This is a genomic window from Psychrobacillus sp. NPDC093180, assembly GCF_044754065.1.
Classification (GTDB): Bacteria; Bacillota; Bacilli; order Bacillales_A; family Planococcaceae; genus Psychrobacillus.
This window is the reverse complement of the sequence record NZ_JBIVOJ010000008.1, coordinates 27,566-54,019: the sequence shown is the minus strand read 5'-3', so window position 1 is coordinate 54,019 and position 26,454 is coordinate 27,566. Positions and strand designations below refer to the sequence as shown.

At 37.2% G+C, this 26,454-nt stretch carries 28 protein-coding genes and 1 pseudogene; 8 read left to right on the top strand and 21 right to left on the bottom strand.

Annotation, left to right across the window (positions count from 1 at the left end):
* Positions 1 to 185: 185 nt before the first annotated feature.
* From ACIP9W_RS13200 to ACIP9W_RS13190, 3 genes are all read right to left on the bottom strand, one after another.
* Positions 186 to 896 (bottom strand): nuclease-related domain-containing protein, encoded by a 711-nt coding sequence (locus ACIP9W_RS13200; RefSeq protein WP_400790116.1) that lies wholly within the window; start codon positions 894 to 896, stop codon positions 186 to 188.
* 75 nt (positions 897 to 971) lie between these two features.
* The gene (locus ACIP9W_RS13195) at positions 972 to 2,030 is read right to left on the bottom strand and encodes an NERD domain-containing protein (RefSeq protein WP_400790114.1); all 1,059 of its coding nucleotides are present in this window, start codon (positions 2,028 to 2,030) and stop codon (positions 972 to 974) included.
* Positions 2,031 to 2,408: 378 nt separating this feature from the next.
* Positions 2,409 to 3,158 carry an SDR family NAD(P)-dependent oxidoreductase gene (locus ACIP9W_RS13190; protein ID WP_400790518.1) on the bottom strand — a complete coding sequence of 250 codons (750 nt, stop codon included), beginning with the start codon at positions 3,156 to 3,158 and terminating at the stop codon, positions 2,409 to 2,411.
* 112 nt (positions 3,159 to 3,270) lie between these two features.
* Between ACIP9W_RS13190 and ACIP9W_RS13185 the strand changes: the two genes are divergently transcribed.
* The 3 genes from ACIP9W_RS13185 (at position 3,271) to ACIP9W_RS13175 (ending at position 5,167) form a co-directional block, all read left to right on the top strand.
* Positions 3,271 to 3,912, top strand: a complete 642-nt coding sequence (locus tag ACIP9W_RS13185; RefSeq protein ID WP_400790111.1) for a TetR/AcrR family transcriptional regulator — start codon at positions 3,271 to 3,273, stop codon at positions 3,910 to 3,912.
* Between the two features lie 38 nt (positions 3,913 to 3,950).
* Positions 3,951 to 4,484 carry a dihydrofolate reductase family protein gene (locus tag ACIP9W_RS13180; protein ID WP_400790109.1) on the top strand — a complete coding sequence of 178 codons (534 nt, stop codon included), beginning with the start codon at positions 3,951 to 3,953 and terminating at the stop codon, positions 4,482 to 4,484.
* A 101-nt stretch (positions 4,485 to 4,585) separates the two neighbouring features.
* Positions 4,586 to 5,167: a hypothetical protein gene (locus ACIP9W_RS13175; RefSeq protein ID WP_400790107.1), complete on the top strand. Its 582-nt coding sequence runs from the start codon at positions 4,586 to 4,588 to the stop codon at positions 5,165 to 5,167.
* A 77-nt stretch (positions 5,168 to 5,244) separates the two neighbouring features.
* Here the strand turns inward: ACIP9W_RS13175 and ACIP9W_RS13170 are convergent, their stop codons facing one another.
* The 3 genes from ACIP9W_RS13170 to ACIP9W_RS13160 form a co-directional block, all read right to left on the bottom strand.
* On the bottom strand, positions 5,245 to 6,249 hold the full coding sequence (locus tag ACIP9W_RS13170) for a nucleoid-associated protein (RefSeq protein WP_400790105.1): 1,005 nt from the start codon (positions 6,247 to 6,249) through the stop codon (positions 5,245 to 5,247).
* Positions 6,250 to 6,363: 114 nt separating this feature from the next.
* Positions 6,364 to 6,633 carry a hypothetical protein gene (locus ACIP9W_RS13165; RefSeq protein WP_400790515.1) on the bottom strand — a complete coding sequence of 90 codons (270 nt, stop codon included), beginning with the start codon at positions 6,631 to 6,633 and terminating at the stop codon, positions 6,364 to 6,366.
* Positions 6,634 to 6,724: 91 nt separating this feature from the next.
* A complete protein-coding gene (locus tag ACIP9W_RS13160; protein ID WP_400790103.1) occupies positions 6,725 to 8,119 on the bottom strand; it encodes an IS1096 element passenger TnpR family protein in 1,395 nt (464 codons plus the stop codon).
* Positions 8,120 to 8,286: 167 nt separating this feature from the next.
* Between ACIP9W_RS13160 and ACIP9W_RS13155 the strand changes: the two genes are divergently transcribed.
* The 4 genes and pseudogenes from ACIP9W_RS13155 to ACIP9W_RS13140 all read left to right on the top strand — a co-directional run bounded on the left by ACIP9W_RS13155 (position 8,287) and on the right by ACIP9W_RS13140 (position 11,566).
* The gene (locus ACIP9W_RS13155) at positions 8,287 to 8,703 is read left to right on the top strand and encodes a helix-turn-helix domain-containing protein (protein ID WP_400790101.1); all 417 of its coding nucleotides are present in this window, start codon (positions 8,287 to 8,289) and stop codon (positions 8,701 to 8,703) included.
* A 225-nt stretch (positions 8,704 to 8,928) separates the two neighbouring features.
* Positions 8,929 to 9,842 (top strand): annotated as a pseudogene (locus ACIP9W_RS13150) (carbon-nitrogen hydrolase family protein).
* Positions 9,843 to 9,860: 18 nt separating this feature from the next.
* A complete protein-coding gene (locus tag ACIP9W_RS13145; RefSeq protein WP_400790098.1) occupies positions 9,861 to 10,529 on the top strand; it encodes a GNAT family N-acetyltransferase in 669 nt (222 codons plus the stop codon).
* A 179-nt stretch (positions 10,530 to 10,708) separates the two neighbouring features.
* Positions 10,709 to 11,566 carry an AraC family transcriptional regulator gene (locus ACIP9W_RS13140; RefSeq protein ID WP_400790095.1) on the top strand — a complete coding sequence of 286 codons (858 nt, stop codon included), beginning with the start codon at positions 10,709 to 10,711 and terminating at the stop codon, positions 11,564 to 11,566.
* On the opposite strand, the gene ACIP9W_RS13135 is transcribed toward ACIP9W_RS13140, so the two are convergent.
* The 11 genes from ACIP9W_RS13135 to acnA form a co-directional block, all read right to left on the bottom strand.
* Complete coding sequence (locus ACIP9W_RS13135; protein WP_400790092.1) at positions 11,552 to 11,947, bottom strand: DUF4181 domain-containing protein; 396 nt, start codon at positions 11,945 to 11,947, stop codon at positions 11,552 to 11,554. The genes ACIP9W_RS13140 and ACIP9W_RS13135 overlap by 15 nt on opposite strands.
* A gap of 108 nt (positions 11,948 to 12,055) precedes the next feature.
* Positions 12,056 to 12,718 (bottom strand): GNAT family N-acetyltransferase, encoded by a 663-nt coding sequence (locus tag ACIP9W_RS13130; protein WP_400790089.1) that lies wholly within the window; start codon positions 12,716 to 12,718, stop codon positions 12,056 to 12,058.
* Between the two features lie 90 nt (positions 12,719 to 12,808).
* Positions 12,809 to 13,411: a pyroglutamyl-peptidase I gene (gene pcp, locus ACIP9W_RS13125; RefSeq protein WP_400790512.1), complete on the bottom strand. Its 603-nt coding sequence runs from the start codon at positions 13,409 to 13,411 to the stop codon at positions 12,809 to 12,811.
* A 263-nt stretch (positions 13,412 to 13,674) separates the two neighbouring features.
* Positions 13,675 to 14,496, bottom strand: a complete 822-nt coding sequence (locus ACIP9W_RS13120; RefSeq protein WP_400790510.1) for an alpha/beta fold hydrolase — start codon at positions 14,494 to 14,496, stop codon at positions 13,675 to 13,677.
* 104 nt (positions 14,497 to 14,600) lie between these two features.
* A complete protein-coding gene (locus ACIP9W_RS13115) occupies positions 14,601 to 15,215 on the bottom strand; it encodes an NUDIX hydrolase (protein WP_400790087.1) in 615 nt (204 codons plus the stop codon).
* A gap of 279 nt (positions 15,216 to 15,494) precedes the next feature.
* Positions 15,495 to 15,632 (bottom strand): hypothetical protein, encoded by a 138-nt coding sequence (locus tag ACIP9W_RS13110; RefSeq protein WP_400790085.1) that lies wholly within the window; start codon positions 15,630 to 15,632, stop codon positions 15,495 to 15,497.
* 15 nt (positions 15,633 to 15,647) lie between these two features.
* Positions 15,648 to 16,940: a four-carbon acid sugar kinase family protein gene (locus tag ACIP9W_RS13105; protein ID WP_400790082.1), complete on the bottom strand. Its 1,293-nt coding sequence runs from the start codon at positions 16,938 to 16,940 to the stop codon at positions 15,648 to 15,650.
* Entirely contained in the window at positions 16,919 to 17,614 is a 696-nt protein-coding gene (locus ACIP9W_RS13100; RefSeq protein ID WP_400790079.1) for an aspartate/glutamate racemase family protein, read from the bottom strand. The genes ACIP9W_RS13105 and ACIP9W_RS13100 overlap by 22 nt, the downstream gene beginning before the upstream one ends.
* 17 nt (positions 17,615 to 17,631) lie before the next feature.
* Positions 17,632 to 18,270, bottom strand: a complete 639-nt coding sequence (locus ACIP9W_RS13095) for a class II aldolase/adducin family protein (protein WP_400790077.1) — start codon at positions 18,268 to 18,270, stop codon at positions 17,632 to 17,634.
* A gap of 181 nt (positions 18,271 to 18,451) precedes the next feature.
* Positions 18,452 to 18,706, bottom strand: a complete 255-nt coding sequence (locus ACIP9W_RS13090) for an HPr family phosphocarrier protein (protein WP_400790074.1) — start codon at positions 18,704 to 18,706, stop codon at positions 18,452 to 18,454.
* On the bottom strand, positions 18,693 to 21,425 hold the full coding sequence (gene acnA, locus ACIP9W_RS13085) for an aconitate hydratase AcnA (RefSeq protein ID WP_400790071.1): 2,733 nt from the start codon (positions 21,423 to 21,425) through the stop codon (positions 18,693 to 18,695). Before acnA ends, ACIP9W_RS13090 begins: the two co-directional genes overlap by 14 nt.
* Before the next feature lie 167 nt (positions 21,426 to 21,592).
* Here acnA and ACIP9W_RS13080 point away from each other — a divergent pair, with 167 nt between their 5' ends.
* Complete coding sequence (locus ACIP9W_RS13080; RefSeq protein ID WP_400790069.1) at positions 21,593 to 22,453, top strand: LysR family transcriptional regulator; 861 nt, start codon at positions 21,593 to 21,595, stop codon at positions 22,451 to 22,453.
* A 38-nt stretch (positions 22,454 to 22,491) separates the two neighbouring features.
* Here the strand turns inward: ACIP9W_RS13080 and ACIP9W_RS13075 are convergent, their stop codons facing one another.
* The 4 genes from ACIP9W_RS13075 to ACIP9W_RS13060 all read right to left on the bottom strand — a co-directional run bounded on the left by ACIP9W_RS13075 (position 22,492) and on the right by ACIP9W_RS13060 (position 26,246).
* Positions 22,492 to 23,103, bottom strand: a complete 612-nt coding sequence (locus tag ACIP9W_RS13075; protein WP_400790066.1) for an RraA family protein — start codon at positions 23,101 to 23,103, stop codon at positions 22,492 to 22,494.
* Between the two features lie 13 nt (positions 23,104 to 23,116).
* Positions 23,117 to 24,640, bottom strand: coding sequence for a tripartite tricarboxylate transporter permease (locus ACIP9W_RS13070; protein ID WP_400790064.1), 1,524 nt, complete (start codon positions 24,638 to 24,640; stop codon positions 23,117 to 23,119).
* Positions 24,641 to 24,664: 24 nt separating this feature from the next.
* Entirely contained in the window at positions 24,665 to 25,111 is a 447-nt protein-coding gene (locus tag ACIP9W_RS13065; RefSeq protein ID WP_400790508.1) for a tripartite tricarboxylate transporter TctB family protein, read from the bottom strand.
* Between the two features lie 106 nt (positions 25,112 to 25,217).
* Positions 25,218 to 26,246 carry a tripartite tricarboxylate transporter substrate binding protein gene (locus ACIP9W_RS13060; protein WP_400790061.1) on the bottom strand — a complete coding sequence of 343 codons (1,029 nt, stop codon included), beginning with the start codon at positions 26,244 to 26,246 and terminating at the stop codon, positions 25,218 to 25,220.
* Between the last annotated feature and the right edge of the window lie 208 nt (positions 26,247 to 26,454).

Here is a 26,454-nt window from a genome sequence, read left to right as displayed (position 1 = left end):
CCTAGCTTCTTCTGGATTTTCTTTATACATCTACTTAATATCCTTTAAGGATTGATCAGATTTCTCTTTTCGTATAGACCGTGACGTCTTATCCATTTTCAATCTATTAAATATGCTATTCAGTATTATTTATAAATTGTATTTAACACAGGGAACCTTGAATGTTCTAAGTATTATTTTTATTTCTAACGCGGAAACTTCCCCTCAATCTTTCCAATATGTTCCTCTTTCACCGATTTATCTACCTTTTGATACTGTGAAAGGAAGCTATAAATCTTGTCGATATAAGTGGCTTCCAGAATGTTAGGGGAATTTTGTATTTGTTGTTCCATTAATTTAGATAAACGATTGCGTTTGATAACATATGTATCTTTTGCATCGCAGGTGACTTTCTTCAGCTCACATCTTTCGCTGAAGACAATGACAGATGTAAAATGTGCAGTTTCAATAGATGGCAATAGGGCTCTTAGAGCTTTTATATGGCCAATATTTTGCTTGATGGGATTGTAAAAGGAAAACTTGTGGCCATTTGGAAAGGTTTGCATCCACTTTTGTGACTTTTCATCCCCAAAAATCCAACCGCTGTAGTTTTTCGACTCAATTACGTAGATGCCGGTTTCATGAAGGTAGACCAGATCAATTTCAGTTGTTCGTTCTTTGCCGCTAGGGATATAGATATTGAACAATGCTCTATGATAACCTGGCAATTTTGCCAATTTACCATAGGAAGAGAATTCCCCATAATGACCTTTGTTGAAAATGGTGGTGAATAGTCCATTTCCAGTCTGTTCCTTATAAATAGAAACGACCGACTTATGCTTAGGTTTATCTGCCGGTCTACTTACCGCCGAAGGACTAAGTAAATCTTCTACACGACGGATTATTTTTTTAAACATACACCCACAGCCTTTCTTATATTTTTTAAATACGCTCACTGTGTTAGACACAAAACATTCATATCTGTTTACTTTTCAATCTTTCGAACCATTTCTTTGTATAATTTCAATAATTTCAAGTCCAAACTCCTCTATTTTTTTCTCACCAATACCTCTTATTGTTGATAGTTCTACCAATGTTGTAGGTTGTTTTGAAACAATTTCGTCTAGAGTCTTATTGGAAAAAATATGAAATGCTTTCATACCTAAAGATGTTGCTTTCTCTTTTCTAAATTGTCTTAAAGCCTCTTCCACCCCCGAAGAAGATGTTGCCTGTTCAACTAGTGAAGTTTCCACAGATTCTACTGTTTCATCTAATAGTTTCAATTCTACAGTATCCTCTTGCTTTTCTATTTTTCCTTCTATATGACAGTCCATTAGGAAACCACTTATATCCGACATTCGATTATCTAGAATTTGGACAGGTGAGTATTTTTTTAATTCCTTTAAAATGTATCCAACTAATCCATCTAAACGTACGATTCTATCTCGTATATCCTCTTTTGCCTCTTTTAAGTCTAGTATCGTTTTATTATTCGTAAAAACAACTACTTCTTTAATTGGTGTTTTATTCCCTATTATTCCCTTCTCCTTCATTAAGGTTCTTAATATCTCTGTTTGTCTTTCTACCTGGCGTATGGGGCTATAGAATCCTTCTTGAAAAACTACCTTTTTACCTTTCATGACGTTCCGTATAAACTCCCCGTGTTCAGTTACATAAATATTCCCGTAGTAATTCTTCACTTCAATAACGAGTAAAAATTTTCGTGTTATAACAACAAAATCAATTTGAGTTTTCCAATCTCCATGTGTCACTTGGAGATCATGCAAAATATGAATAGGAATAAACGCATTCATTAGTTCAAATTGAACACTTTTTTCACCATATAATCCTAATTCAAGGATTTTCATTTTACCTAGTAAGTTTTTTTGAATTGCCGATGACTTCTCTTTTTCTAAATCACTCTGTATTTTATCGATTTTCTTTTGTGCAGAATTACCCTCTTTGATAAGTACAGGTACTTGGAGTTCTTCCTTATCCTTTAATGCTAATTTCATTCTTTCTAAAAATGACTTTTTAGCAAACCCTGTCAATTTAATCTCTCCTCAAAATAACTTTATATCACCAATGGATTCCTCCCATTTGAAAGGATACTAATATCTAGCATTCTAATTACCTTCATATTATCATAATATTTAACTATTTTATCGGACTTTCTTTATAAGTAGGGGATAAAGCAAAAAAAGCTACCGAAATTTTATCTTCGGCAGCTTTCTGAGTATAAATATGAGTTAATATTTAAAGATCAGTTCATTAGTAGTAAATACTTTCTGTTCCTTTCCATCAAGCATACTTAAAATTTAAGTACTATTACAGGATTATTTGCGAACTTTTGGCTGTCTCCTTATTAACCTTTGCTAATAAAAAGAGCCTGCAAAAGTGACATGATCACTTCCACAAGCTCTTTCCTATTATTTCGCTGTAACCCCACCATCTACCGGCAACTCAATACCTGTAATATGGCTTGCTTCGTCTGATGCTAAGAACAATACTGCTGTTGCCACTTCTTCTGCTTTCCCGAGGTTCGGTAGGGCAATTTGAGACAAGAAGTAGTCTTTGTATTGCGGACTTTCCATATGTGGTGCGCTCATTGGTGTGACAATATAGCCAGGGTATACGGCGTTCACCCGGATATTCTTCTTACCGTAGTCAACAGCTGCTGCTTTTGTAATGGAACGTACAGCACCTTTTGAAGCTGTGTAAGCTCCTGCTCCTGCCATTCCAGTTAAGGCAGAGATCGAAGCAATATTTACGATCGAACCACCTTCATTTTTCTCCATAAGTGGGATTGCTAGCTGCATTCCGAACATCGTCCCATTGATGTTGATGGCATATGTTCGTGCCCAGTCCTCTTCTGTTTGCTCCAAGAATCCCTTAGCCAATGATATTCCTGCATTGTTTACTAAGATGTCGAGTTTACCGAAAGCTTCAATTGTTTTGTTATAAACGTTTTCCCAATTTTCTTTTGACGCAACATTATGTTTGATGGCAATTGCTTCTCCACCATTTTCTTTTATTTGTGCAACAACTGCTTCTGTTGCTTCAAAGTTGATGTCTGTTACTACTACCTTAGCACCTTCTCTTGCAAATAATAGGGCTTCGGCTTCTCCCATTCCGCTTCCTGCTCCTGTAATTACAGCTACTTTGCCCGCTAATCTCATTTCCTTCACCTCGTGGTTAAATTTTGATAGTCTAACTATCATTTATTTTACTCCTGAAAATGAGCGGATGCAAACTTAAACGATGTATAATAAAAATAAAGGAGGTTATTCTATGCCACTAAGTGTTCGCGAACAAAATAAATCTACGCGTTATCAACATATTGTTTCCATAGCTGAGCGCTTATTTCTACAACATGGATTAGATAGCGTCCAAATGCAAGATGTAGCCAATGAGGCAAAAGTCGGAATCGCCACCGTTTTTCGCTACTTCCCTAAAAAAGATAAACTTATTGTTGCAGTTGCTATTCAAAACCTGGAAAGAATTCTTCCGGCATTTGAACAAATTGCAGCTTCGCCTAAAACGGCGTATGAACGATTGGAAGATGTGTTAAATTTCTTGCTCGAAGAAGATCAACACTCTCCTCAAGGTAATTCCTCCAAATTTCGGGAAGCTTTTGAAAGCTATGCTTCTTTTACAAAAGAGCCATTACCAGACATTGATGACTATATCGAGATTCAGAAACAAATAAGTAATAGCCTTAACCCGATTATGGAAGATGGAAAAACAGATGGATCCATTCGAACGGATATAGTTACTAAAGAAACGCTCATAACAATTATTAATACGTTCGGTACTTTCGTAAGTAATGTGGTGTTGAAAGCCCCTATTTCATTTTTAGAGGAAGATATAGAACCACATATTCAGCAACGTGTATTAAAAGATATTCTCTTATCTTATGTACGACCAGTTTGATGCTGAAATCTTTAGATACTAAACAATAGGAGGTCCATATGACGAATCAAAGAAAAGCCGTAATGTTCATTGCGACAAGCTTAGATGGATATATCGCGACAAAGGATGATTCTTTGGAGTGGTTGTTTAAGGTTGAAGGAGAGGGCGATAATGGATATTCCGAATTCTACGACACAGTAGATACAGTAATTATGGGTAGACGCACGTACGACTGGCTTTTAGAACAGAAATTGGAAATATTCCCCTATGAGGGGAAGGAATGTTATGTTTTCTCCAGAACAGAAAGTCAGGATAATGAAAACGTCCAATTCTTCAATGGCGATGTAGTCGAATTTACAAATCAATTGAAAAACAAAGAAGGTAAAAATATTTGGGTAATGGGCGGCGGAGATCTAATCCACTCGTTTATGAAAGAAAAATTAGTAGATGAGCTGATTATAACCGTATCTCCGGTACTGATTGGAAAAGGAATTCCTTTGTTCAAAGAAATCGATTTTGAAACAGAGCTTACCTTAAAGAGCGTCAATCGTTTTAATCAATTTGCTGAGCTGCATTATGAAGTGAAAAGATAATAACGAGGACAAGATAGTGAAGCTCATTCATCAGTCTTGTCCTTTCGCTCTGTTCATTTAAAATTCTAAAAGGAATATTATTTCAGTTTGGAAGTGTGAATTTGAAGAAAGATAAAAAGAAAGACAGTAAACGGCAAGAAGTAATAGAGACCTTTTTTGGGTATTTTTTAGTGATAGATATCCCTTTATTTCTTATTTCACTGATTCTTTCTATAATCATTAAAGATTTCTTGTGGCAGCAAATCTTAATAAAACTAACTATAGGTTTTTTTGGACTTATCGTACTCTTTGGATCTGTTGCACTTATAACCAATAGAGCAAAAAGCTTTATCGGCAATATTTTCCAAAAATTATTTGGTTCCTTTTTAGCACTACTATTTACGTTTGTGGTGTTATCCTCCTTTTTTACTGCTATTTCATTCTATCAAGACAAAGATCAATACGCTAAAGGGAGCTTTGAAAACGTTGTAGGTGTCGCCAAGAATGTTACTTTTCGTTCACCAAAGCATGATTCCAATGAGTATATTTGGCAATTTGATCTAGAAGGGAAAACCTTCACACTGGAAAATAGGGCAATTACAGAAGAAGTATATGAAGAATTCTTTAAAGGTAAAAAGATATCCATTACCTATTTGCCTGAGAGTCGTTTTGTTGTAGATTTGACATTGAACGAGGAGGAATAAGGCTACAGACTCTAGCGGCTACACATTAAAAAGGTCCCGCAACTTCTTTTAGAGATGCGGGACCTTTTTGGAGATTTCTATACTTCTTCCTCGAAATAAATTTTATAAAACTTACGGTTCGTCACTTCGTCATAACCGACTTCGATCAGCTCATTCACTTTTTCTATGTCACGAACGTTTACTTGAATTTCGATATTGTCATCTAATTTTATTTTTCGTTTATAATTTTTCTCTGCCTTCACAATGGCGCTCTCCGAAATTTCTGTTTCGTATGGCTTTACTGTATTGATCAAGACGTCTTTTTGAACTTCATTTGCTTGTTCGAATACTGTTTCAATATAGTCTTCCACTTGAAATTCTTCTTCATTTCGAAAGTATTCCAGCGTTTTGTTCAAAAATCCTAGTTTATCGGTATTGGTAAATGTCTCTTCTTTTAAAATATACTTTTTACATTCAGTTAATGCTAGATTCGTTTTATGGTAGCTTTCATCCGCTACTTTAAGCTTTAAGAAGCGCTCCTGCCAGTAGACGACATCTTCTTTTCTTTTGGTCTTCAAAAATACGGCCGGTTCTTCGTCTTGGCCCATATCGATAATTACGCACATATTATTTGCTTTCTTGACATTAATGCCGTCGATCCCATTCACAATTACATTGTTTTGGTCACTTTTCACATCAAGAAACATTTCTTTTTCTTCTATTTTTACAATAGCAATCGCTTGTCTAACTTCATCTTGAAACAAGCAATTTTCAAAGAAGCCGGTGAATAATTCACCATTTTTGATATTTGGATGCTGCGATACGCTGTGTAAGTGTTTCGCAATATACTGTGAATGTTCTAGGAAACTAGTTGGATTATCAAAAATACTCTTCACATATGTATATACTTCATTTAAACCAATATTCGTTTCATGAAAAAATGCGTATTGTTGGTCTAGGTCGAGTTTATGGAACGAAAGCTGCGTAAAAGCCGCTTCTAGCATAACCTCTGGCTGCGGGAATGCCTCTTGCCCGAGCACTAACTGATCGCCCATATAATGCACGACATACTGTGCTAATTTACTATCGCTTACTTCAAGCATGGTGTTCACCTTCTAAAATAGTTTTTGTAGATAGTTTACCATATCATACTCTGCTTGAAAGATGGCAAGTTCTCTCATCACGTGGAGTCTTTATTATCCGATTCCTCTTCCCCACTAAATACGATGCAATGCTTCCAATGTTTCTAACACATGATCAAGAAAATCCGCAATCTCTCCCATATTATCTTCATTTATTTTGGAGATAAACTCTATCTCTATCGTGTCCAGATAATCAGAAGCTTCCTCTTTATATACGTAGCTTAGTGTTTGTGTTAACTCAATCTCATCTTCCCAAATCTCGTTTGGGTGATCGATATTATCTAAATCGTATACATGATTTTCAAATGCTACTTTCAAATTTTCAAAAATGGTTGGATCGTACATTTCCATTCCTCCACATATACAATTTTCTTTCATGATGAAAACAGGCACCCATGTTTTAGTGAACATGCGTACCTATTCTTAAATCATTCTATTATTTCCCGCAACATTTTTTATACTTTTTCCCACTACCACATGGGCAAGGATCGTTCCGACCAACTTTTACATCTTCTACCACATCCGTTGGTTCAAACGTATTTGGCAATGGCTTTAATTGTGGCTTGCTCATTTGAGAAAGTTCATCTGGTGTATGACCTCTATTTTCCCAAATTCGGGTTGTATTCGCAATCATTGAGACTGCTTGTACGTATTCATTCAGTCGTTTCTTATCTACAAATTCAAAACGTCCTAAAAATTCCTTTAAAGCTTCTTGGACGTTGATATCAAAAACTTGTAATTCATAAACTAACTCCTCTATTTCCTTATGTGCCTTGACTGTACTCCCACCAAAATAGTCTTTTGCAACCATGCTAGCTAGTTTTTTCTGGTGGATTGTCTTTTCAAAATAGAACTCATCTGCGTAACGCAATAATTCCTTTTTCGAGGGTATATAATAGGGCTTTCCTTTGACTTTAGACATTAATGCATCATAATCTCCAAAACCTTCAATTGCCTCATGGACCAATTTGTTGTAAGACACATGCACATATTTACCTTCAAGTAGTTTTGAATAATGATAGTCCGTCAATAGTTCATGTAGTTCCTTGCTTGAAATAGGGATTTTGTTTTGAGCGTTATAAATCTCTACAAACTTTGAATAATTAATGACCCCATATAGCTGAGCACATGCCGCGGCATACTGAATAACCAAATCTTTGTTTGGCAGCGTTTCGAGATCAGTGAAATCTGCACCGCGATATTTATCCGATAGTATAAAATAATTGTCGTGATCGATATGTTGCCATTCTGTCTTTTTGTATTTGACAGATTTTAAAAGTTCATTCACCCAATCTATATCCAGTGGCAAATAGTACATACCTTCTGCCCATGCATAAGTCCTTAAATAATCTGGATGTGTTGGATCATGATACACTTTTAAAAACTCTTCGTATCCAGGTGGACCACCAACATCCTCGGGCGGTGCAGTCCCTTCTCCGTCTAGCAGGGTTGGGTATCCAAAATAATAATCTTCCACAGTGTCTTCGAGTTCCACACGAATTCTCCAGTCATCTCCAAAATCGTAGCTATAAACGAATTGACCGTGTTTTTCTAAATAAGAATCTATTTTTATCCGTGTCGGTTGTTTGACAGTTTGTCCCGCAAACTTCTTTCCTTTATATTCTTCTAAAATTGCACCATTATTTGTAATGAAAATATCATCTATCCCTATTCCAAAGAAATGGTACGGAGATATTGTACTTTTAAAATTGGTCACGTATTGAATGGTTTCGTGCAACCTGTTAAACGTCGCCCCAGCAGGTAATATCACTCTTCTCCAGACTGATGGCTCCAAGTATTCAAATGTTAGTTTTAGTATGTAAGCTTTCATATGCCACCTGCTCTTTTTCTTTTATCATACGCCATCTTCTCGCCTGTTTCGAATATTTTACTGTGTTTCCTTACCTTTTTGATGCATTTTGAGTTAATTGGTACATTGTAGTCCATACTTTTACTATGTATTACATTTGCGGAAACAATTCAAAGGAGATTGTTATCATGAAAAAAATGAAAGTTCAAGAGTTGTTACAGTCTGGACATAGTCTGATGAACAATATAGTAATGGATACGGCGGGATTACTAGGCGAGGCTTACTTTACTATTAAGATAGATGATCTATTAAAAGAAAGAGGAATCACGCAAAAAGATTTGGCACAAATGACTGGCATGCGAGTCGGAACAATCTCAGAGCTTGTTAATGGCAAAGGGATTAGTATAAATAAAGTTCAGCTCTTCGCTCTAATGGCGGCCCTAAGAGTGAAGAGTATAGACGATCTATATGAAATGCAATTCCCCGAGGACTTGGAAATGACTTTTGAAAAAGAACAGGCGGAATGGAAATCTACGAAAGAAATGCCTGTAGCTGTCAAAGAAATGTATAAAAATAATGTTTTAAAATCATCTGGTCTGCTGTAGTAGCCATAAAAAGGAGCAGGGAATTTCTCTGCCCCTCTTCCCCCGCCAAAATTTTTCACAACAGCGTGCCCGAAAACACTGGGATATATGTAGAAATCATAAGTAATTTGAAGATGCAAGAATCACATCATTTTTTGAATGAATTTCGTATGGATTATTTCAATTTGTATGATATGATTCATCTATTATTTTATAAATAGATACTATTTTCAAGGGGGTATACAGATGAAATTACGTGTATCTGCTGTACAATATCATCTTCATACAATTAATAGTTTTGAGGAATTCGAGGCACAGGTGACACATTATGTGAAAACAGCTGCTGAATTCAATACAGATTTTATTTTGTTTCCAGAATTTATAACGACACAATTACTTTCCATTTCGGATAATGATCAAGGTCAACCAATCCAAAACCTACCAAATTACACGGAACGCTATTATCGACTTTTTTCATCCCTAGCTGTGGAGCATGGGGTTTATATTATTGGCGGGACTCACGTCATTCGCAAAGAGGAGCGTTTATACAATGTTGCGCACTTATTTTCACCCGATGGTCATATTGGTGAACAAGCGAAGCTCCATTTAACGCCGACTGAGGTCTCTGAATGGGGAATCTCGCCAGGTGAGTCTCTCCGAATTTTCGAAACACCAAAAGGAAAAATAGCACTCTTAACATGTTACGATATTGAATTCCCGGAAGTAGTTCGAATGGTTCGTGGTATGGGCGCTGACGTGATTTTCTCGCCTTCTTGTACCGACGACCGCCACGGCTTTAACCGTGTTCGTTACACAAGCCATGCACGCACTATTGAAAACCAAGTATATGTAGTGACAACTGGAACTGTTGGATCACTTCCAACAGTAGACTTCATGCGCGGGAACTTTGGGCAGGCAGCTGTAATCACACCAAATGACGTACCTTTCCCGCAAGATGGTATTTTGTAAAAGGGGAAATTAATAACGATATGGTGATTTCAGCCGATCTTGACTTGTCCCTATTGTATGAGGTACGTGAACACGGCTCTGTCACAACTTGGAGAGACCGTCGATTCGATTTATATCCTGACCTTGGCACAATGATAGTTGAAACATCCATGACAAAGGAAATGGTCTTGCAAAAGACTTTAGATAAATAATCAAGGGGAGTGAGTGTAATGGAATACGTTCAAATAAAAAATATAGAAGATCCATTGTTTCCGAAAATGCACAGGTTGATGCAAGAAGTGTTTCCTGCTGAAGAAGTACTGGAATATGAATTATGGAGAGAACCTTTACTGGAACCTACTATTCGTATGTTTGTGGCAGTGGAAGATGGTGAAGTTGTAGGTGCGACGGAATATCGCTTCTATGCAGACAAGAAATTATCCATGACGGACTTTACAATGATAGGAAAGGAAGGCATTGGTGTCGGGCCGTTCCTTGCAAAGAAACGACATGAGGATTTGTTGCAGCTTTCTAAAGAGCATAATGTCGAGTTGATTGGAGTGTTTGCCGAGATTTATGACCCTTACCGAATCGGAGATCATGCGTTTGGCGGGATTAAGGCCATGAACCCATTTGTACGTCGTGAAGTATTGGCTCATCTCGGCTTCAAACGCTTGAATTTCTCCTATGTACATCCTTCTTGGACAAATGAAGGCGATGCCGTAACAGATTTAGATTTCTGCTTCTTACCATATCAAGATATACACACATTAGATGCACGCTTTATCGCAGATTTTTTGAAATCATATTATGCGATTCTGTCACATAAACCGGAAGCATGGCACACGATGATTGCAGATTTGGAAACAAAAGACGAAATCGAACTATATCCTTTATAATTTATCTTTTGATATACGCCTCTCTATTGATATAGAGGGGCGTTTTCCGTTATATTTATTTTAACTTGATTCAGCAGAATTCCCCCACTTCTATTAGTGGTGAGCTGAACGCAAAGGATGTATACAATTTAGTAGGGGACCACAAGCCCTGCTGAATAAAGTTAAAGTGGGGTGGCAAATTGAAACATATACTTGAAGTGTTAAAAAAAGAGAATCATGTAATGCTTGATAGTATTTCATTTTCTCACTACCAAAACAAAACAAGCGCTGAGTTCAAGTCATCAGAACCCGAAATACTTTTTGTCCTAGAAGGAAGTTTGACTTATCAAATCGGTGAAGACGAATCTCGCCTACTCAAAGTCGGTGAATATGTCTTTTATCCGCAAGGTGTAAATGTTCGTTTTGAGATTGGAAAGATGAGCAGTACGCTTCTTTTTCCCCTATCCATCTCTATAACAGAGCAATTTGTTCACCTTTTGCAGCAGCATCATCAATTTTCGCCTTCACTACTCGAAAATCCGAATCGAGTGTGTATTTTACAGGAACCGTGGACCGTGGAGATCAATAGCCTACTCGAAAAGATCCTTGTTCATCTTTCCAAAAATCAACCTTATTTTGTTCATCTTGCCTTACTAGAAATTATGGCTTACATCTTTCCAAACGAACATATGCTGTCCAAAATCACGTATGTACTGGATCACTATTTGTTACCTGATCCAATTCGAAACGCAGAAAGCTATATATTACAAAATTATCACCAACCAATTCGCATGAAGCAGTTAACAGAAGTCACGAATGTCAGTGAGTCCCAGTTGAATCGAATGTACCAAAGAGCCTTCCAATTAACCCCAATGGAACGTGTCGCAACTATTCGCATGGAACAAGCCGCACAATTGCTACGTAATCCTTCGCAAAGTGTAACAAATGTTGCACTTCAGGTCGGGTATCAAAGCATGTCTGCTTTTTTGCAACAGTTCAAGAAGAAATACGGAGTCTCACCGAAAGAGTACCAAATAAAAAACTTAAAATCCAAATAAGTGATTAAGCCAATCAGTGTATGATACAAGGAGAATAAAAATAACAAGAACAACCGCGCCAAAAAGATGGATGATATATTCGCCACGTTGAATCGGATATTTCCATTCCATAAAGGCACGAAATAATTGAAGGATTGTAAAAAAGAACGCAATCCATAAATAACTCCATTCAAGGTCTAAATTTATTACCATAATATAGCTTATTGCGAATAAAACTATTAGAAAAATCTCGCCCCATTTATGCGTATTATTTACATATTTCGGTCGATTCTTTTCTCTTTTCCCTACATTAAAAACTTTTCGTAAAACTATTTCCATGACAGTCATGACGGCAACAACAACTAAAATTAACATGATTGCTTTAAATAAAAATATACTCATTCAACTCCTTTTTACTATCTATTTGCGAACAAGTGATAATTACTTTACTGTTCAATGTAGTAAAAAGTTTCAATCCCCTTATACCTTTCATGAAAAACTTGTATTCAGTTATTTGAAAGGATTTTTCCATTCCATCAACAAAGCATTATTGTGTGACTCCTCATCCTCCAAATAATTTGGAACAACACAAACTGGAGTACGCCCACATCTGAGCAAAAACGAAATTACTGGGTCTTTCAAATTACCACCTAGAACATTTTCCACATACTGTTCAGGTGTTAGTTCCACCGCATAATGGTGATACCCTGGCATCCTTCCTCCTCCGAGTACGCGATCCAAATCATCGTGAACTACCCGCTCATATACAGCTTGCATCAATAGCTTGCCTAAGTCGAGCTTGCGAAATGCAGGTTTGACGGAAATATCAACAATATACAATGTTTTCTCTTTAGGATCGTGATTTCTGATGTACCCATGATCTGTTACTTCCTCCCAAGTATGTATTGGATCTTCTGAATCAAAAGGAACCAATAATCCAGTGATAGAACCAACAAGCTCACCATCTATCTCCACGCATAATGCACCTTCCGAATAAAACTTTACATGGTTTGCAAGCTGCTCCTCACTCCACCACAATTCAGACGGAAAGGGTGGTGGAAAACATTCTTGCTGTATGGCGATCAAGTCTTCAAAATCCTCTTTTTTATAGTTTCTTACAATTGCTCGAATTGGCCTTCCTTCTTGGAATACAAATAATTCTTTACGATACATCTTTCTACCCCCTTGGCCTTTTATAAAGTCAGAAAACAGGTATGCCTGTCTCGTTGAATAGAATACCTATTCTTAATTATTTCTCAAGGCTTACACTAATTCCCCAATACAAATCTCTACACTCTTCTTCAAATCTGCATGTGACCAACTAGGAATTTTCCCATGTTGAATTGCTAATTCATGAGATGCTGGAATATGGATAAATCCTGCTTTCATATTGGGATTCACTGTTTTTGCATAGTGCAACGCTTCATACATAACGTTATTGCATAGATAAGTTCCCGCCGTATTGGATATTTCTGCAGGAAACCCTTCTTCTAATAGTTTGTTAACCATTTGGCGAATAGGTAATGTGGAAAAGTAACCGGGCTCTCCTTCTATATTAATAGTTTCATCGATCGGGATATGCCCCTCATTGTCGGCTGCTCCATCTTTCACATTAATAGCGATTCGTTCTGGAGTGATCTTATATCTGCCCCCTGCTAATCCTAATGAAATGACCGCATCCGGCTTAACTTCTTCGATATGTGCTAAAATTTTTGCTCCAGATAACGCAAAATCGACTGGCAGCACTCGACTTAACACTTGATAGCCTCCAATTTCCAGTCCATTTAATTCCTCCACTATACGCATGGTAGGATTTACGGTAAAAGATAAAAACGGTTCAAATCCAGTTAACAATAGCTTTTTCATCATATTGCCTCCTCGTTCTGTCTTTAACCTTATTTTGTGTTTCTTTTACCCTTAAGTCAACACAATGAGCGGTTATAAATAATACTTCCAGAACAAAAGAGCTCATGCTTCTGTTCTATTTCGGACTTACTACGCAGCATTCTTATATTGAGCTTTAAGAGGTACCACTTATTTTTCTAGTTTTTAATAATTTTCTAAAGCAAAAAAATACAGCCTCTCACCTTACAGAGAGACTGTATTTCTTTAATTTATTTCCGTCTAAGTCATCCTTTTAAGAACTGATCTACTAACTTGTTAAATTCCTTACTATGCTCCCAGAACATGAGATGTCCGCCAAGTGCTTCTATGCTGGACTTTGGAGAGATCCTTTGTGTAAACGCAATTGCTCTATCTGCCCAATGGTCCGCCACAATCGTTAATGTAGGTACTGTTTCACTAGCTTCTCTCGCTTGTTCTCGATAATCAGAGAACATACCAGAAGCAAATAAATTCGTAGCAATATAATAAGGAGTTTTTAATGATTGCTCCACTAGCCAATTTAACTCCTCCTCCGTTACATCACGCTGCACCATGACACTTGTTGTGTAAGCCTTAATAAATTCTCGTTGACCTGCCGGATTGCGTAAGTACGTGTTATAAATTGCTCCAATGTCATCTAGAGGACCTTCCACCCAATCTTCTACACCGTTTGTCGACAATGCCTTTGGTGACATATCAATGAAAATAAGAGAGTTTACATTATCATAGCCATTCTGTTTTAAATACTCCCAAATAGATAAGCAACCGAATGACCAGCCTGCAAGTGTTACGTTCTTTAATTGTAATATTTCAAGTACCTTTGCCAAATCAGTACCATGCGTTACATAATCATTTCCCTGTAACGTAATCGATGATCGACCGTGACTTCTTGGATCGATAACAATGACTCGATTTGTTTTGGAGAAGTGCTCCACTTGATGAGTAAACACTTCCGTTGTAAACGTAAAGCCAGGGATAAAAACAATTGGTTCCCCACTTCCCACATCTTGAACATACAATTCTACACCTGGGTTTACTTCCACATATTTTCCTTCCGACACTGTCATCAACTAGCCAGCCTCCTTATCGTAAGAGCAGCAATAATATAATTCTTGTACACTCTTCGTTATATCAGCCTATTCGGACCTTATACTAAAAATTCCAATATTACTTATTTAATCGTCTCTACAAAATGCTTTAATATTCTAGCGGTCAAACCCCATATTGTATATTTTCCAAAATCATAGAACCATTCCTCGATCGCACGTGGTCTCCATTGATATTTATCGCCATTCATAATCTTTTCAAAGGGAAAATCGGTTAAGGGCATCGGTTGAACGGATACTGTATGCATATAAGGTTGATAGTTCAACAACCAGTCGACAGGTATCGTGAATACCTCTTCGACCTCTTGCTTGTTAAAGGAATGTATTGGATGCTGGTCAATCGTCGCTACAAACGGATAAACAACAAAAGAGGGAGATGAAACATAAGCACTCATTTGTCCTAATACGTTGATGGATGCTGGATCTATACCTAGTTCTTCATAGGTTTCTCTTATGGCAGCTTCCATTGGCGATGCATCTGTTGCATCAATTCGACCACCCGGAAAACTTATATCCCCTGGTTGTTTTCTCATCGTTAGTGAACGTACTTCAAAAAGAACATGCCATTCATTATCTACTTGAATAAGTGGTATCATAACAGCTGAACGTAATGCCGTCTCCTCTCCGATAAACAGAGGTTGATTTTCATTTAACCTATTTTTTAGCTTATCTATGAACACGGAATCTACCCCCTTACAAAACTTTATATTCTCCAATCGTATCATGAAAATTAGTGTTTGAGAAAAGAAGCTGTCGAGCATTACACTGTTTCATAGGTTTAGCATAATAGGAAAACTAGCAATAATTATCGGCGTCTCACTTCAAGTAATCTGTCATTTTTAGATTTGGTTGCTCTCATCGGCAATCTGGTTGCTTTCACTAGTAATTTGATTGCTCTGATGCTGATTTAGTTGCTTACCAACTAGATTTGATTGCTTATCATAACTAATCTGTTGCCCTTAGCCATTTACTGGATTTACATAGTCGACAAACTGTTTCTTATTTTTATTTTTTTCAGGACGACTTACCCCATAGTTTTCCACTACTAATCGACAAACCGTAAAAAATGCAGACTCACACTTACTTTGAGTCTGCATTTCTATTACTCTTCTTCACTTAGTTACTAACGTAAGATTTCTTAAATGATCAATAGCATCCATTAAAAAGCTCTCCTTGCCGAAGCTTCCTGACTTTAATACCATGAACATATCTTCTCCCATAGCTCTGATAGATGGGACACCTATATCTACTTCTTCTAAAATATAATTGCCCTCCAAACGAAGCTTTCTAATGACCGTCCCAGAGGTGTCTCCTCCTGCAACAATCAACTTTTTCAGTGAAATTTGTTGGACAATCTCTGCAGTAATTTCTGCTAACATAGCAGAGACCATCTTACTTGTTTCTAAAGGCGTGTATCCTTTTTCCTCACCTATACGTTTCGTTTCTTTTACGACTTCATCTCTATTATTTGGCATGATAAGTACATCGTTACCTGTAAGTAATATTGATGTAGCTTGCTCAACAATTTCTCTTATTTCAGCTAAATCATTCGAAGAAATTAATTGTCGTGAATCTATTATTATTTGTTCTATCTCTTTGTTTTTCAAAAATAGAATTTGTGACTTTGTTTGTGGTGTAAGACTTCCTGCTACGACAAGTACACCCTGATTATTTTCTATCTTTATATCATCTATCTCCGTCGGTATAGGCTGCTCACTATAATAATGTGGTAACTCCTCACCTAGCGCGGAACTACCGCATATTACACGAATATCTTTAATTGCTTCTGCTACGATTTGTAAATCTTGTTGGGTTTCAGAATCGATAATACAATAATTAGATTCGCGTTTCTTTTTTTCGATTTCTTCTGTTAGCCTTGCTGGTCCTTGACGAACCACATCAATATCTATAAAGCTAACCAATCTAGCCGTTTGTTTTTGTAGAATAGATACTAAAGAGGATTCAGTTGTAGGATGAACTGGATCTTTTGCGAACTCTGATTGCTCAAGTTTTTTGCCATGCACCGTATGAATTCCATGTACTGTTTTGCGACCATTCAAAGGGTATGCCAAGCTTATGACTGCAAATTCTTCCTCTAAAGCATCTAGCATCGCGTCAAATTCTACGCCAATATTACCTCGAAAGACCGAACAGGTTTTATTGTAAAAAGTCTTACATCCAGCTTCCTTTAGCTTCTCCGTAGCATTGTAAACCTTATTGTAGCTCACTTCTGGTGAATCTAAGCGACTATCCGTATCCACGATAACAACATTCGTATCCATTTTATAAGCTTGCTCTTCTGAATAAAAATATACTTTCGCCGAGTAACCACCCCTTCTAAACATAATTCCTATGTCATTTGCACCCGTTGTATCATCCGCAACTACACCGATAAAATGCTGCACCCTAACCCCTCCTCTTTCCTGCCTAACGTATTTATCAAGGAGGAGATACAAAAATCTGCGCTTGTTAAAATAGGAATATCGTTCTGGAGCTCTACTTTTTGCCTTAATACTCTACACATAGACAGCTGAGCCAGTACAATCACATCACATTTTGCCGATAATTCTATTATTGTCTCTATTATAAGACGATTATGCTCTTCTTCCTGTCCATTTAAGATGGCTTTTCCTGCCTGGTCAACGATCTCACTATAAATCTCCACGTTTTTGTTTTGTTTAGTTGCAATACTTTCGATAATACTTTTTGTTGTTTTTCCGGCAGTTGGCAAAGTGGAAATTACACCAATCTTCGTACCGACCTCTACAGATTTTTCAAGCATATCGTAATCCACGCTGACAATCGGAAAATCAAATAATGATCTGAGTAAATCTACATAGGGTGTAAAAGAGGAGCAAGATAGTGCAACCCCATCTACTTGTTGGCTCTCTGCTTCTTCTAATAATCGAATCACTCTTCTAATGAAAGGTTTTTTGACTCCACCAGCTTCCCTAATATCACTTAGTAATTCGAAATCTGAAAAATGCTGTGCTGTTACTAATGATTCCTTTGTTTCCAATACATCATTGATCGGTTCCATCGAGTTTTTTGTAGCATTTACTATCCCTATTTTATACATCGCTTTACAGCCTCCATCTATTTTTTTCTTGGCTTATAGAGTGATTCATTTAAAAAGCTTTGAACCGTATCCTCGCTCAATCCTACTAATGGAATTCCACTTGCTTTTGCTTCGACCATCATGCGACAAGCCATTTCTAACGTTTCCAGTCGCATTTTAGCTTCTTCTAAAGACTCATCAAAGACAACCACTCCATGATTTTTCATCATAATAATGTTTACCTCACAAGCTTTTTGTGCAATCGCTTCTCCTAGCTCAGCTGTGCCTGGATGAAAATACTCAACATAAGCAATATTTTCAAGATAGTACATTGTTTCGATGAATAAATTCGATTGAATGTTTTCATTGGTACAAGAAAGAAAGGTAGTATAAAAAGGAGATGAATGAATAACAGCCTTCACGTCTGCCCTCTTCTTATAAATTCCACTATGCATAGGTGTCTCTTTGGAAGCTTTCCGTTCTCCCGTATATGCACCCGTATAAATATTGGAAACGATTAAATCGTCAGCAGATAATTCTCCTATTTTCGTACCTGAAGCAGTAAGAAGCATTTGCTCATCATCTAATCGCACGCTCATGTTGCCAGAGGTTCCCCAAGCTAGCCGATTATTTTGCAAATATAAACCTGCTTCAATGAGCGCTAATTTCGCATCCACTCTTATCCCTCCAACCCGATTATTTTAATATTAAGAACTATATATCAATTTTAATCTTTCTTTACAAATTAATATAATAGATAATGTTGATTCAATTTCATTCATATTTTCGATTGCTCCTATCAATTTAGAAAAGCCTAAGCAAGCAACTAACAAAATAGTGCTCTTATAGGCTTGTAGTCTATTCCGTATGGACTTCTACTGATAGATTATGGTGATGAAATACTTGCACCATCTCTTTTTTGGCTTCCTCTGCATCTGGACCATGAATCTCCAAGACAAAGGATTTTGAGTTTAACACAGAATAAGTTAGCCCAAGAATACTTTTAGCATCTAGACATTTATTATCCGTTATAATAACAATACTCGATTGAAACTGATGTGCAGTTCGATTGATATCTACAACTAATTGTGCAAACGCATTACTTAAATCCATACTTTACCTCCTCAGAATTTGACTGCAGTAAACGATCTCTAACAACCTTTTGCATGATTCCACCATTTCGGTAGTATTCAATATCAACGATATTATCTAGTCGGACAATCACCTCGAAGGTTACGGTATGCTTATTGTTCACTGCTGTTATTTGTATTTGTTGTCCTGGCTTAATATCATTTGATAAACCAATCGTTTGGAAAACTTCCGTACCATCTAATCCTAGCGTTCCCGCATTTTCACCAGGTAGAAATTGCAAAGGTAAAACTCCCATATTCACCAGATTGCTTCGATGAATTCGTTCAAAGCTTTCTGCCACTACAGCCTTCACTCCTAGTAATAAAACACCTTTTGCGGCCCAATCACGAGAGCTACCAGTTCCATATTCTTTCCCAGCAATGATGAATAAAGATGTATTATCTCTTTTATACGCTTTGGATGCATCGTACATGGAGAGCACTTCATCAGTTGGGAGGTGTTTTGTATATCCTCCTTCAACTCCTGGAACCATTAGGTTTCTAATGCGGTGATTTGCCAATGCTCCACGAATCATCACATGATGATTACCACGTCTAGATGGATATGAATTTAAATCTTTTTTCAATACACCGTTCTTTTGCAAATACTGTCCAGCAACACTGCTTGGTGGTACTGCACCTGAAGGAGATAAATGATCAGTAGTCACAGAATCACCTAATAACGCCAGTATTCTTATATCTTTAAAATCATTAATATCTGCTAAATTCTCTGTTAGCCCTTGCAGGAAAGGCGGCTCTTGGACATAGGTTGAGGATGCTTCCCAATCAAATAGTTGACTGTTTTTTACTTCAATTTGGTTCCAATCTTTATTTACATCCAATATATTTTTATAGCGATGTTTAAACATACTTGGTCTTAATGCCTTTATTAATAATGCATCTACGTCTGATGAAGATGGCCAAATATCTCTTAAAAAAACCGGCTGCTTAGCATAATCATAGCCAATTGGTTCGCTAGTAAAGTCTATATCTACCGTACCTGCTAATGCATAGGCAATTACTAATGGCGGTGATGCGAGATAATTTGCTTTTATTTGCGGATGTACACGTCCCTCAAAATTTCTATTTCCGGAGAGTACACCTGCAACGGTTAAATTATGCTGGTCAATTGCATCTCGCACTTCCTCTATGAGAGGTCCTGAATTGCCAATACAAGTTGCACAGCCATAGCCCGCAACGTGAAAACCAAGCTGTTCTAAGTAGTTTAGTAGCCCTGCTTCTTGCAAGTAGTCTGTTACTACTCGAGAACCCGGTGTGAGAGAACTTTTCACATACGCTGGTTTTGTCAAGCCTTTCTCTACAGCATTCTTTGCTAAGATACCTGCCATTATCAACACCATTGGATTTGAGGTGTTCGTACAACTAGTGATTGCTGCCAATACAACCGAACCATTTTTTAAGGTTGAATTTGTCCCATCTATAAGTGGAAGTTGGATTTCCTTCTCTACTTCTTGATCGCTTAGCCCATAGCCTCCCTCAGTTACCTGCTTTTGAATAATTTCTCTATACTCTTTTTTCATATCACCCAATTTAACAAGGTCCTGCGGTCGTTTAGGGCCAGCTAAGGAAGGGACGACATTTGCTAAATTAAGCTCGAGTAACACAGAATAATCTGCAATGGCCGCATTTTCTGCAAACATACCTTGTTGTTTATAATAAGCCTCGACCAATTCGACATGCGCTTCCTCATGTCCTATCAGTCGTAAATAATTTAGCGTCTGGCCATCTACAGGGAAGTACCCCATTGTCGCTCCATATTCTGGTGCCATATTCGCAATAGTTGCTCTATCAGCAACGCTCATAGATTTGACGCCATCACCGATAAACTCTACAAATTTACCAACGACATTTTCTTTTCTTAGCAAATTCGTTATTGTGAGGGCCAAATCTGTTGCTGTAACTCCTTCATTTAAAGTTCCTTTTAACTGAAAACCAACTACTTCAGGTGGAACAAAGTACAATGGTTGCCCTAACATAGCAGCTTCTGCCTCTATTCCACCAACCCCCCAGGCCAGTATCCCTAATCCATTGATCATCGTTGTATGCGAATCCGTTCCGACTAATGAATCTGGAAAAACAACCGTTCCTTCAACCGTGTTTTGAACTGCTGCAACTGAAGACAAATATTCCATATTGATTTGGTGCATAATACCTGTTGCTGGAGGAACAATTTGAAGATTGTTGAAAGACTGCTGTGCCCATCTTAGAAAACGAAAGCGCTCTTTATTTCGTTCTATATTTATTTTTTCATTTAACAGTAATGCTTCTGGTCGTCCGAAATGATCTACTGTCACAGAGTGATCTACTACCAAATCCACAGGTATGACTGGATTGATCAAAGCCGGATCTCCACCGGCACGATGCATTGTTTCTCTCATTGCTGCCAAATCAACAATTGCCGGCAGTCCTGTAGTATCATGCAGTAAAATTCTAGTGGGCTTAAAAGGTACTTCCTCATTCACATTTTTACTAATATTCCAAGTAGCTAATTTCTTAATATGCTCTTTTGTTACAGCTTTCTCATCAAATGTCCGTATAGCAGCCTCTAGTAAAACTTTTATAGAATAAGGTAGCTTACTAACACTAGGGAATTCCTTCATCAGCTGCGGAATAGAATAATAATTATATTCTTTTCCCTTAACTTTCAAGGTACTTTTCTCCATATATTTACCGACGCTCATTTAATCTACTCCTTATAAAACGGTTATATTATTATCTTAAATTAAAGTAGAGTGCTTTTAAAAATAGCGATTATTCATAGATAGCCATGCTATACTTTTATAATCTCTATTTCTAAAAAACTGTAAAGTCAGAAAATGATATAATAGATATCGAAGGGGGCGAAAAGATGGACGATCGAGATTGGCTCATTTTACATACTTTATATAAGGAAAAAAGTATTACCAAAACAGGACAGGCACTTTTTATCGCACAGCCTACTCTAACTAAAAGACTTAAACAAATAGAAGCTGAGTTTGATGTACAAATTGTTACGAGAGGTGTAAAAGGAGTGCAGTTTACTCCTGAGGGAGAATATTTAGCCGAACGTGCAGAAAAATTGCTGTATACCTTTAGAGAGATTAAAGAAGCAATCGATAATTATCATCATCATGTGGCAGGCACACTCCGACTTGGTGTATCTAATTTCATCAGTAAATACAAATTGCCTTTATGGCTAAAAACGTTTAAAGAAAATTATCCGAATGTTGGATATGAAATTATTACAGATCATAGCCGCAATATTTCACAAATCGCCTATTCACATGATATTCATGTAGGAATTATTCGAGGCGATTATAACTGGCCTGGTAAAAAGATTCTTTTGTTTGAAGAAGAGATTTGTATTGCTTCTGTGGAAAAAGTGGAAGTGGATGATTTACATACGCTGCCTCGCATTAATTATCAAACCGATTTACTCTATAAGCATATGGTGGATAATTGGTGGGCGGAGCGCTTTAAACTACCATCACAAATAAGTACAACCGTAGATCGAGCGGATACATGCAAGGAAATGGTCATGCATGGCTTAGGCTACGCAATATTACCTTCTCTATTTTTTAATGAGCATGATCCTATTTATAAAATCCCTCTTACAACACTAGATGGAGAGGTTTTAACGCAAAAAACTTGGTTAGTGTATCATGAAGAAGTGGAAAGTTTGAACGTTGTTAATAAATTTATTGAGTTTATGAAAGCGGCAAATGGATAGGATGGGAAGACATCCCCCCATCCTTTTGCTTATTCAAATTATTTTAGAAAATCATCTAAGTAAGCAATGATTTGATCTTTCTTTCCAGATACTTTAGCAGCTCTTTGCTCATCTTGCTCTTTTTTTGCTTTAGATTTTTCTAGAACGTTTTCTTCTACATCTTGAGGTATGACTGTAATACCATCTGCGTCCCCTACTATAATGTCTCCAGGATGCACAGTTACACCTCCGCAAGAAATTGGTACATTTATCTCTCCTTCTCCTGCCTTGCCACTCGCTGCGATCGTCGTTCCTTTACAAAATACAGGAAAATTCAATTCTTTAATACCAACCACGTCTCTAATGACGCCATCGACTACAACTGCTTGTATACCTAAATCCTGTGCCATTCCTAATATAAAATCTCCTGCAATCGCACGATACGTATCTCCTTTTGCATCGATGACCAAAACGTCGCCAGGTTTCGCAGTTCTGATAGCCTTTAATACAACTAAGTTATCCCCTACTGGCATTTGAACAGTAAATGCCCTTCCAGCAATACGGTAATTTTCTTTTAATGGTTTTATTTCTGCAGCCATATTCGTTAAACCCTTTAATGCGTCCGATACACATGTTGTTGGTATATCTAAATATTTTCCTATAATGGTCATTTTCCTCGTCTCCTTATTCTTCATTAATGAGTACTTTTTTCCCTCTTAACTTTAATAACATTGGTGTTAAAATCCATAGAATACCGATAATTACGAATACAAGGGAAAGTGGTCTTTCAACAAAAATCATTAAATCTCCATTTGAAATCGTTAAAGATCTTCTAAAATTGTTTTCAATCATCGGTCCTAATACGACACCTAATACAAGCGGTGCAATTGGATAATCATTTTTTGTTAAAAAGTATCCCGCAATGCCAAGTGCAACTAGTAACACTAAATCGAATATAGATAACTGAACTGCATACACACCGAAAAACGAAAATGCAATGATCGAGGGGATTAAATACTTTGGTGGCGTTTCTATTACTTTTGCAAATACTTTTACTAATGGTAAGTTTAATACTAATAAAATAAGATTCCCCATGAACATACTTGCGATCAATCCCCATGCAACTTGTGGATGATTTTCAAACAGTAGTGGTCCCGGTGTAATATTGAACATGATAAATGCACTCATTAAAATCGCAGTTGATCCTGACCCTGGAATTCCTAATGTTAGAAGTGGTACCATAGCACCTCCAGCTGCAGCATTGTTTGCCGATTCTGGTCCAGCTACCCCTTCAATAGCACCTGTTCCAAATTTCTTCGGGTTTTTACTAAGCTTTTTCTCCATAATATAAGAGAAAAATGAAGCAAGAGTTGCTCCTGCACCTGGAAGCACACCGATAAAAAAGCCAAAAATCGAGCCGCGAGCTATTGGCAGAGAGCTATCTTTCAAATCTTTTTTAGTCGGTATAATGCTATTAATTTTTGCTATCTTACCTTCATTTTTTTCCCTTTCAAGAATCGATTTAAATACTTCCCCCACTGCAAATAAACCTACTGCAATCGTTAGAAACTCGATTCCTTCATACAGTGTTGGAATTTCATATGTAAAGCGCATGATCCCCGAAACAGAATCTATTCCGATTGTAGCTATTAAAAGACCTACAACTGTCATCATCAAGGCTTTTGTAATGGACTTACCACCTAATCCACTTACAGCTAATAATCCTAGAAGCATAAGCGTTGTATATTCTGCCGGACCGAACTTTATTGCTATACTTGCAAGTGGCTTAGCTAATAAAACCAACCCAATTAAAGAAACTATTCCTGCAGCGAAAGAACCAATTGCACTAATTGCAAGCGCAACACCTGCACGACCATTTTTAGCCATTTGATGACCATCTAATGTCGTTACTACCGATGACGACTCACCCGGCGTATTCAATAGAATGGATGTTGTAGATCCTCCATACATAGCACCATAATATACACCTGCTAAAAGAATAATAGAACTTGTAACTGCCTGTTCAGGTGGTAATCCTCCAGTGACCGAAGCAACCATAGGCATTAATAGCGCAATTCCACTCATTGGACCAATACCCGGCAAAACTCCCACTGCGGTCCCGATTAAAACACCAAAAAACGCAAATAATAGATTATGCCATTGCAATGCTGTTGCAAATCCTTGAAATAAAAAATCCAGCGTCCCCATAAAATCCTCCCCCCTTTGATAATGTTAAAACGGAAACGGTGGAAGGGTCCCTTGTAAAACTTCTACAAATAAAAAATAAACCCCACCCGAAAAAATGGAAGATATTAAAAGGGAAATCCAAACTTTTCCCTTTTCCATCGTTTGGAAACCAACAAATAAGAAGATAAAGGTAGTAATTACATAACCTAAAGATTCTATAAATAGTGCATAGAAAAGTGCAGTTGCCGCTATAATAATGAAGCGTTTATAATCTAACTTTTCTTTTTCTCCATTGTCCCTTTGATACTTAAAGGTTTCATAAAATAATCGAATGCTTAGAAGTACTAGTACAATACCTAAATACATCGGAAAAATATCGGGGCCAACCCCGCTTCCATATGCGCTTTCTGAAAGCTTTCTACTTTCCAGAATAAATAAAGTCCCCACCGCTAAAAATAAAATACCAGTAAATCTATCAAATTTTTTATTCAACATGTTCCCTCCCTTCCCAAAAATAGTCCGATATCAGTTTCTTTAAAGCGTCATATAAAGTACGTGTAATGCCTTCTTATATCAAGACATTACACGTATAAAGGTATTATTTTGCCATTCCTAAATCTTCATAGATTGCCGTATACATCGCTTCTTCTTCTTCCATCAACTTAATAAATTCTGCTTCAGGCATAAACCCATCTTGCCATCCTTGCTTTTCCATTAAATCTGCCCAGCCCTGAGTTTCTGATAGATTCGCAATAGTTTCAGACCAAAATGCTTTAGCATCATCACTCATATCAGCAGGACCATAAAGACCACGCCAGTTTGTCAATACAGCATCTATTCCTTGCTCTTTATAAGTTGGAATTTCTGCAAACGCCCCTTCTAAACGTTCAGGTGCTGATATACCTAAAATTCTTACATCACCAGATTTAACAAACTCATAAACAGATGAAACATCTGAAGTAACGACATCTGCATTTCCTCCAAGTAAAGCAGTTAGGGCTTCTCCACCGCCATCATAGGAAATATATTTCATCGATTTAATATCAACACCTGACTTCATCGCTGGATAAATAGCATTTAAATGATCAAATGATCCTGGACCCGACCCTCCGGAAAATGTAATTGATTGTGGATCTGCTTTTAATGCAGTCATTAATGATTGTAAATCCTGATATGGAGAATCTGCTGGTACTGCCAATACATCGTACTCTGTCACTAAGCGTGCAATTGGCGTAATATCCCGGTAAGAAATTGGACTGTTACCTTCTTTTTTAATGTGATTGAGCAAAAATGGTGTAGAAGCGATTAACATTTTATAATCATTGCCTTTTTCTTTGTTGGCAAATGCAACTGTTCCAACTACTTGACCGCCACCTGGGTTATTTTCTACAGTAATTGCTTTATCAACCAGTTTTTCAGTAGACAATAAACTACTTAATGTTCTCCCCATCGTATCAAGCCCACCACCAGCTCCAGATGGCACGATGAATGTTAAAGCTTTTTCCGGATAGTTTGAATCAGAAGATGGTGTTTCGGCTTCCGCACTTGTGTTTTCAGGTTCATTTCCGCATGCCGCTAGCATGACTAACAACATGGATAACAATATTAAAGTAAAAATTTTTTTCATTTTACTTCCCCCTCATATACTTTATGTGTAAACAAACTAATAAAAGATAGCGCTTTCAAATCAGAGCATTTTAGTTACAGTAAGTCTACGTACACATAAGCCAAATTCATCTGCATCCCTCCTTGCCTATATTTTTAACTTGGTTCTCATTATATCTTTAATGTGTCAGCGTTGAATAATGCATATTAGGCATATGCTTGCATGCATT

Coding starts and splice junctions, on each gene's coding strand:
- ACIP9W_RS13200 (WP_400790116.1), bottom strand. CDS start 896: ATGTTTAAAAAAATAATCCGTCGTGTAGAAGATTTACTTAGTCCTTCG.
- ACIP9W_RS13190 (WP_400790518.1), bottom strand. CDS start 3,158: ATGAGATTAGCGGGCAAAGTAGCTGTAATTACAGGAGCAGGAAGCGGA.
- ACIP9W_RS13185 (WP_400790111.1), top strand. CDS start 3,271: ATGCCACTAAGTGTTCGCGAACAAAATAAATCTACGCGTTATCAACAT.
- ACIP9W_RS13180 (WP_400790109.1), top strand. CDS start 3,951: ATGACGAATCAAAGAAAAGCCGTAATGTTCATTGCGACAAGCTTAGAT.
- ACIP9W_RS13170 (WP_400790105.1), bottom strand. CDS start 6,249: ATGCTTGAAGTAAGCGATAGTAAATTAGCACAGTATGTCGTGCATTAT.
- ACIP9W_RS13165 (WP_400790515.1), bottom strand. CDS start 6,633: ATGTACGATCCAACCATTTTTGAAAATTTGAAAGTAGCATTTGAAAAT.
- ACIP9W_RS13160 (WP_400790103.1), bottom strand. CDS start 8,119: ATGAAAGCTTACATACTAAAACTAACATTTGAATACTTGGAGCCATCA.
- ACIP9W_RS13155 (WP_400790101.1), top strand. CDS start 8,287: ATGAAAAAAATGAAAGTTCAAGAGTTGTTACAGTCTGGACATAGTCTG.
- ACIP9W_RS13145 (WP_400790098.1), top strand. CDS start 9,861: ATGGAATACGTTCAAATAAAAAATATAGAAGATCCATTGTTTCCGAAA.
- ACIP9W_RS13135 (WP_400790092.1), bottom strand. CDS start 11,947: ATGAGTATATTTTTATTTAAAGCAATCATGTTAATTTTAGTTGTTGTT.
- ACIP9W_RS13130 (WP_400790089.1), bottom strand. CDS start 12,718: ATGTATCGTAAAGAATTATTTGTATTCCAAGAAGGAAGGCCAATTCGA.
- pcp (WP_400790512.1), bottom strand. CDS start 13,411: ATGAAAAAGCTATTGTTAACTGGATTTGAACCGTTTTTATCTTTTACC.
- ACIP9W_RS13120 (WP_400790510.1), bottom strand. CDS start 14,496: ATGACAGTGTCGGAAGGAAAATATGTGGAAGTAAACCCAGGTGTAGAA.
- ACIP9W_RS13110 (WP_400790085.1), bottom strand. CDS start 15,632: ATGCAGACTCAAAGTAAGTGTGAGTCTGCATTTTTTACGGTTTGTCGA.
- ACIP9W_RS13100 (WP_400790079.1), bottom strand. CDS start 17,614: ATGTATAAAATAGGGATAGTAAATGCTACAAAAAACTCGATGGAACCG.
- ACIP9W_RS13090 (WP_400790074.1), bottom strand. CDS start 18,706: ATGGATTTAAGTAATGCGTTTGCACAATTAGTTGTAGATATCAATCGA.
- acnA (WP_400790071.1), bottom strand. CDS start 21,425: ATGAGCGTCGGTAAATATATGGAGAAAAGTACCTTGAAAGTTAAGGGA.
- ACIP9W_RS13080 (WP_400790069.1), top strand. CDS start 21,593: ATGGACGATCGAGATTGGCTCATTTTACATACTTTATATAAGGAAAAA.
- ACIP9W_RS13075 (WP_400790066.1), bottom strand. CDS start 23,103: ATGACCATTATAGGAAAATATTTAGATATACCAACAACATGTGTATCG.
- ACIP9W_RS13070 (WP_400790064.1), bottom strand. CDS start 24,640: ATGGGGACGCTGGATTTTTTATTTCAAGGATTTGCAACAGCATTGCAA.
- ACIP9W_RS13060 (WP_400790061.1), bottom strand. CDS start 26,246: ATGAAAAAAATTTTTACTTTAATATTGTTATCCATGTTGTTAGTCATG.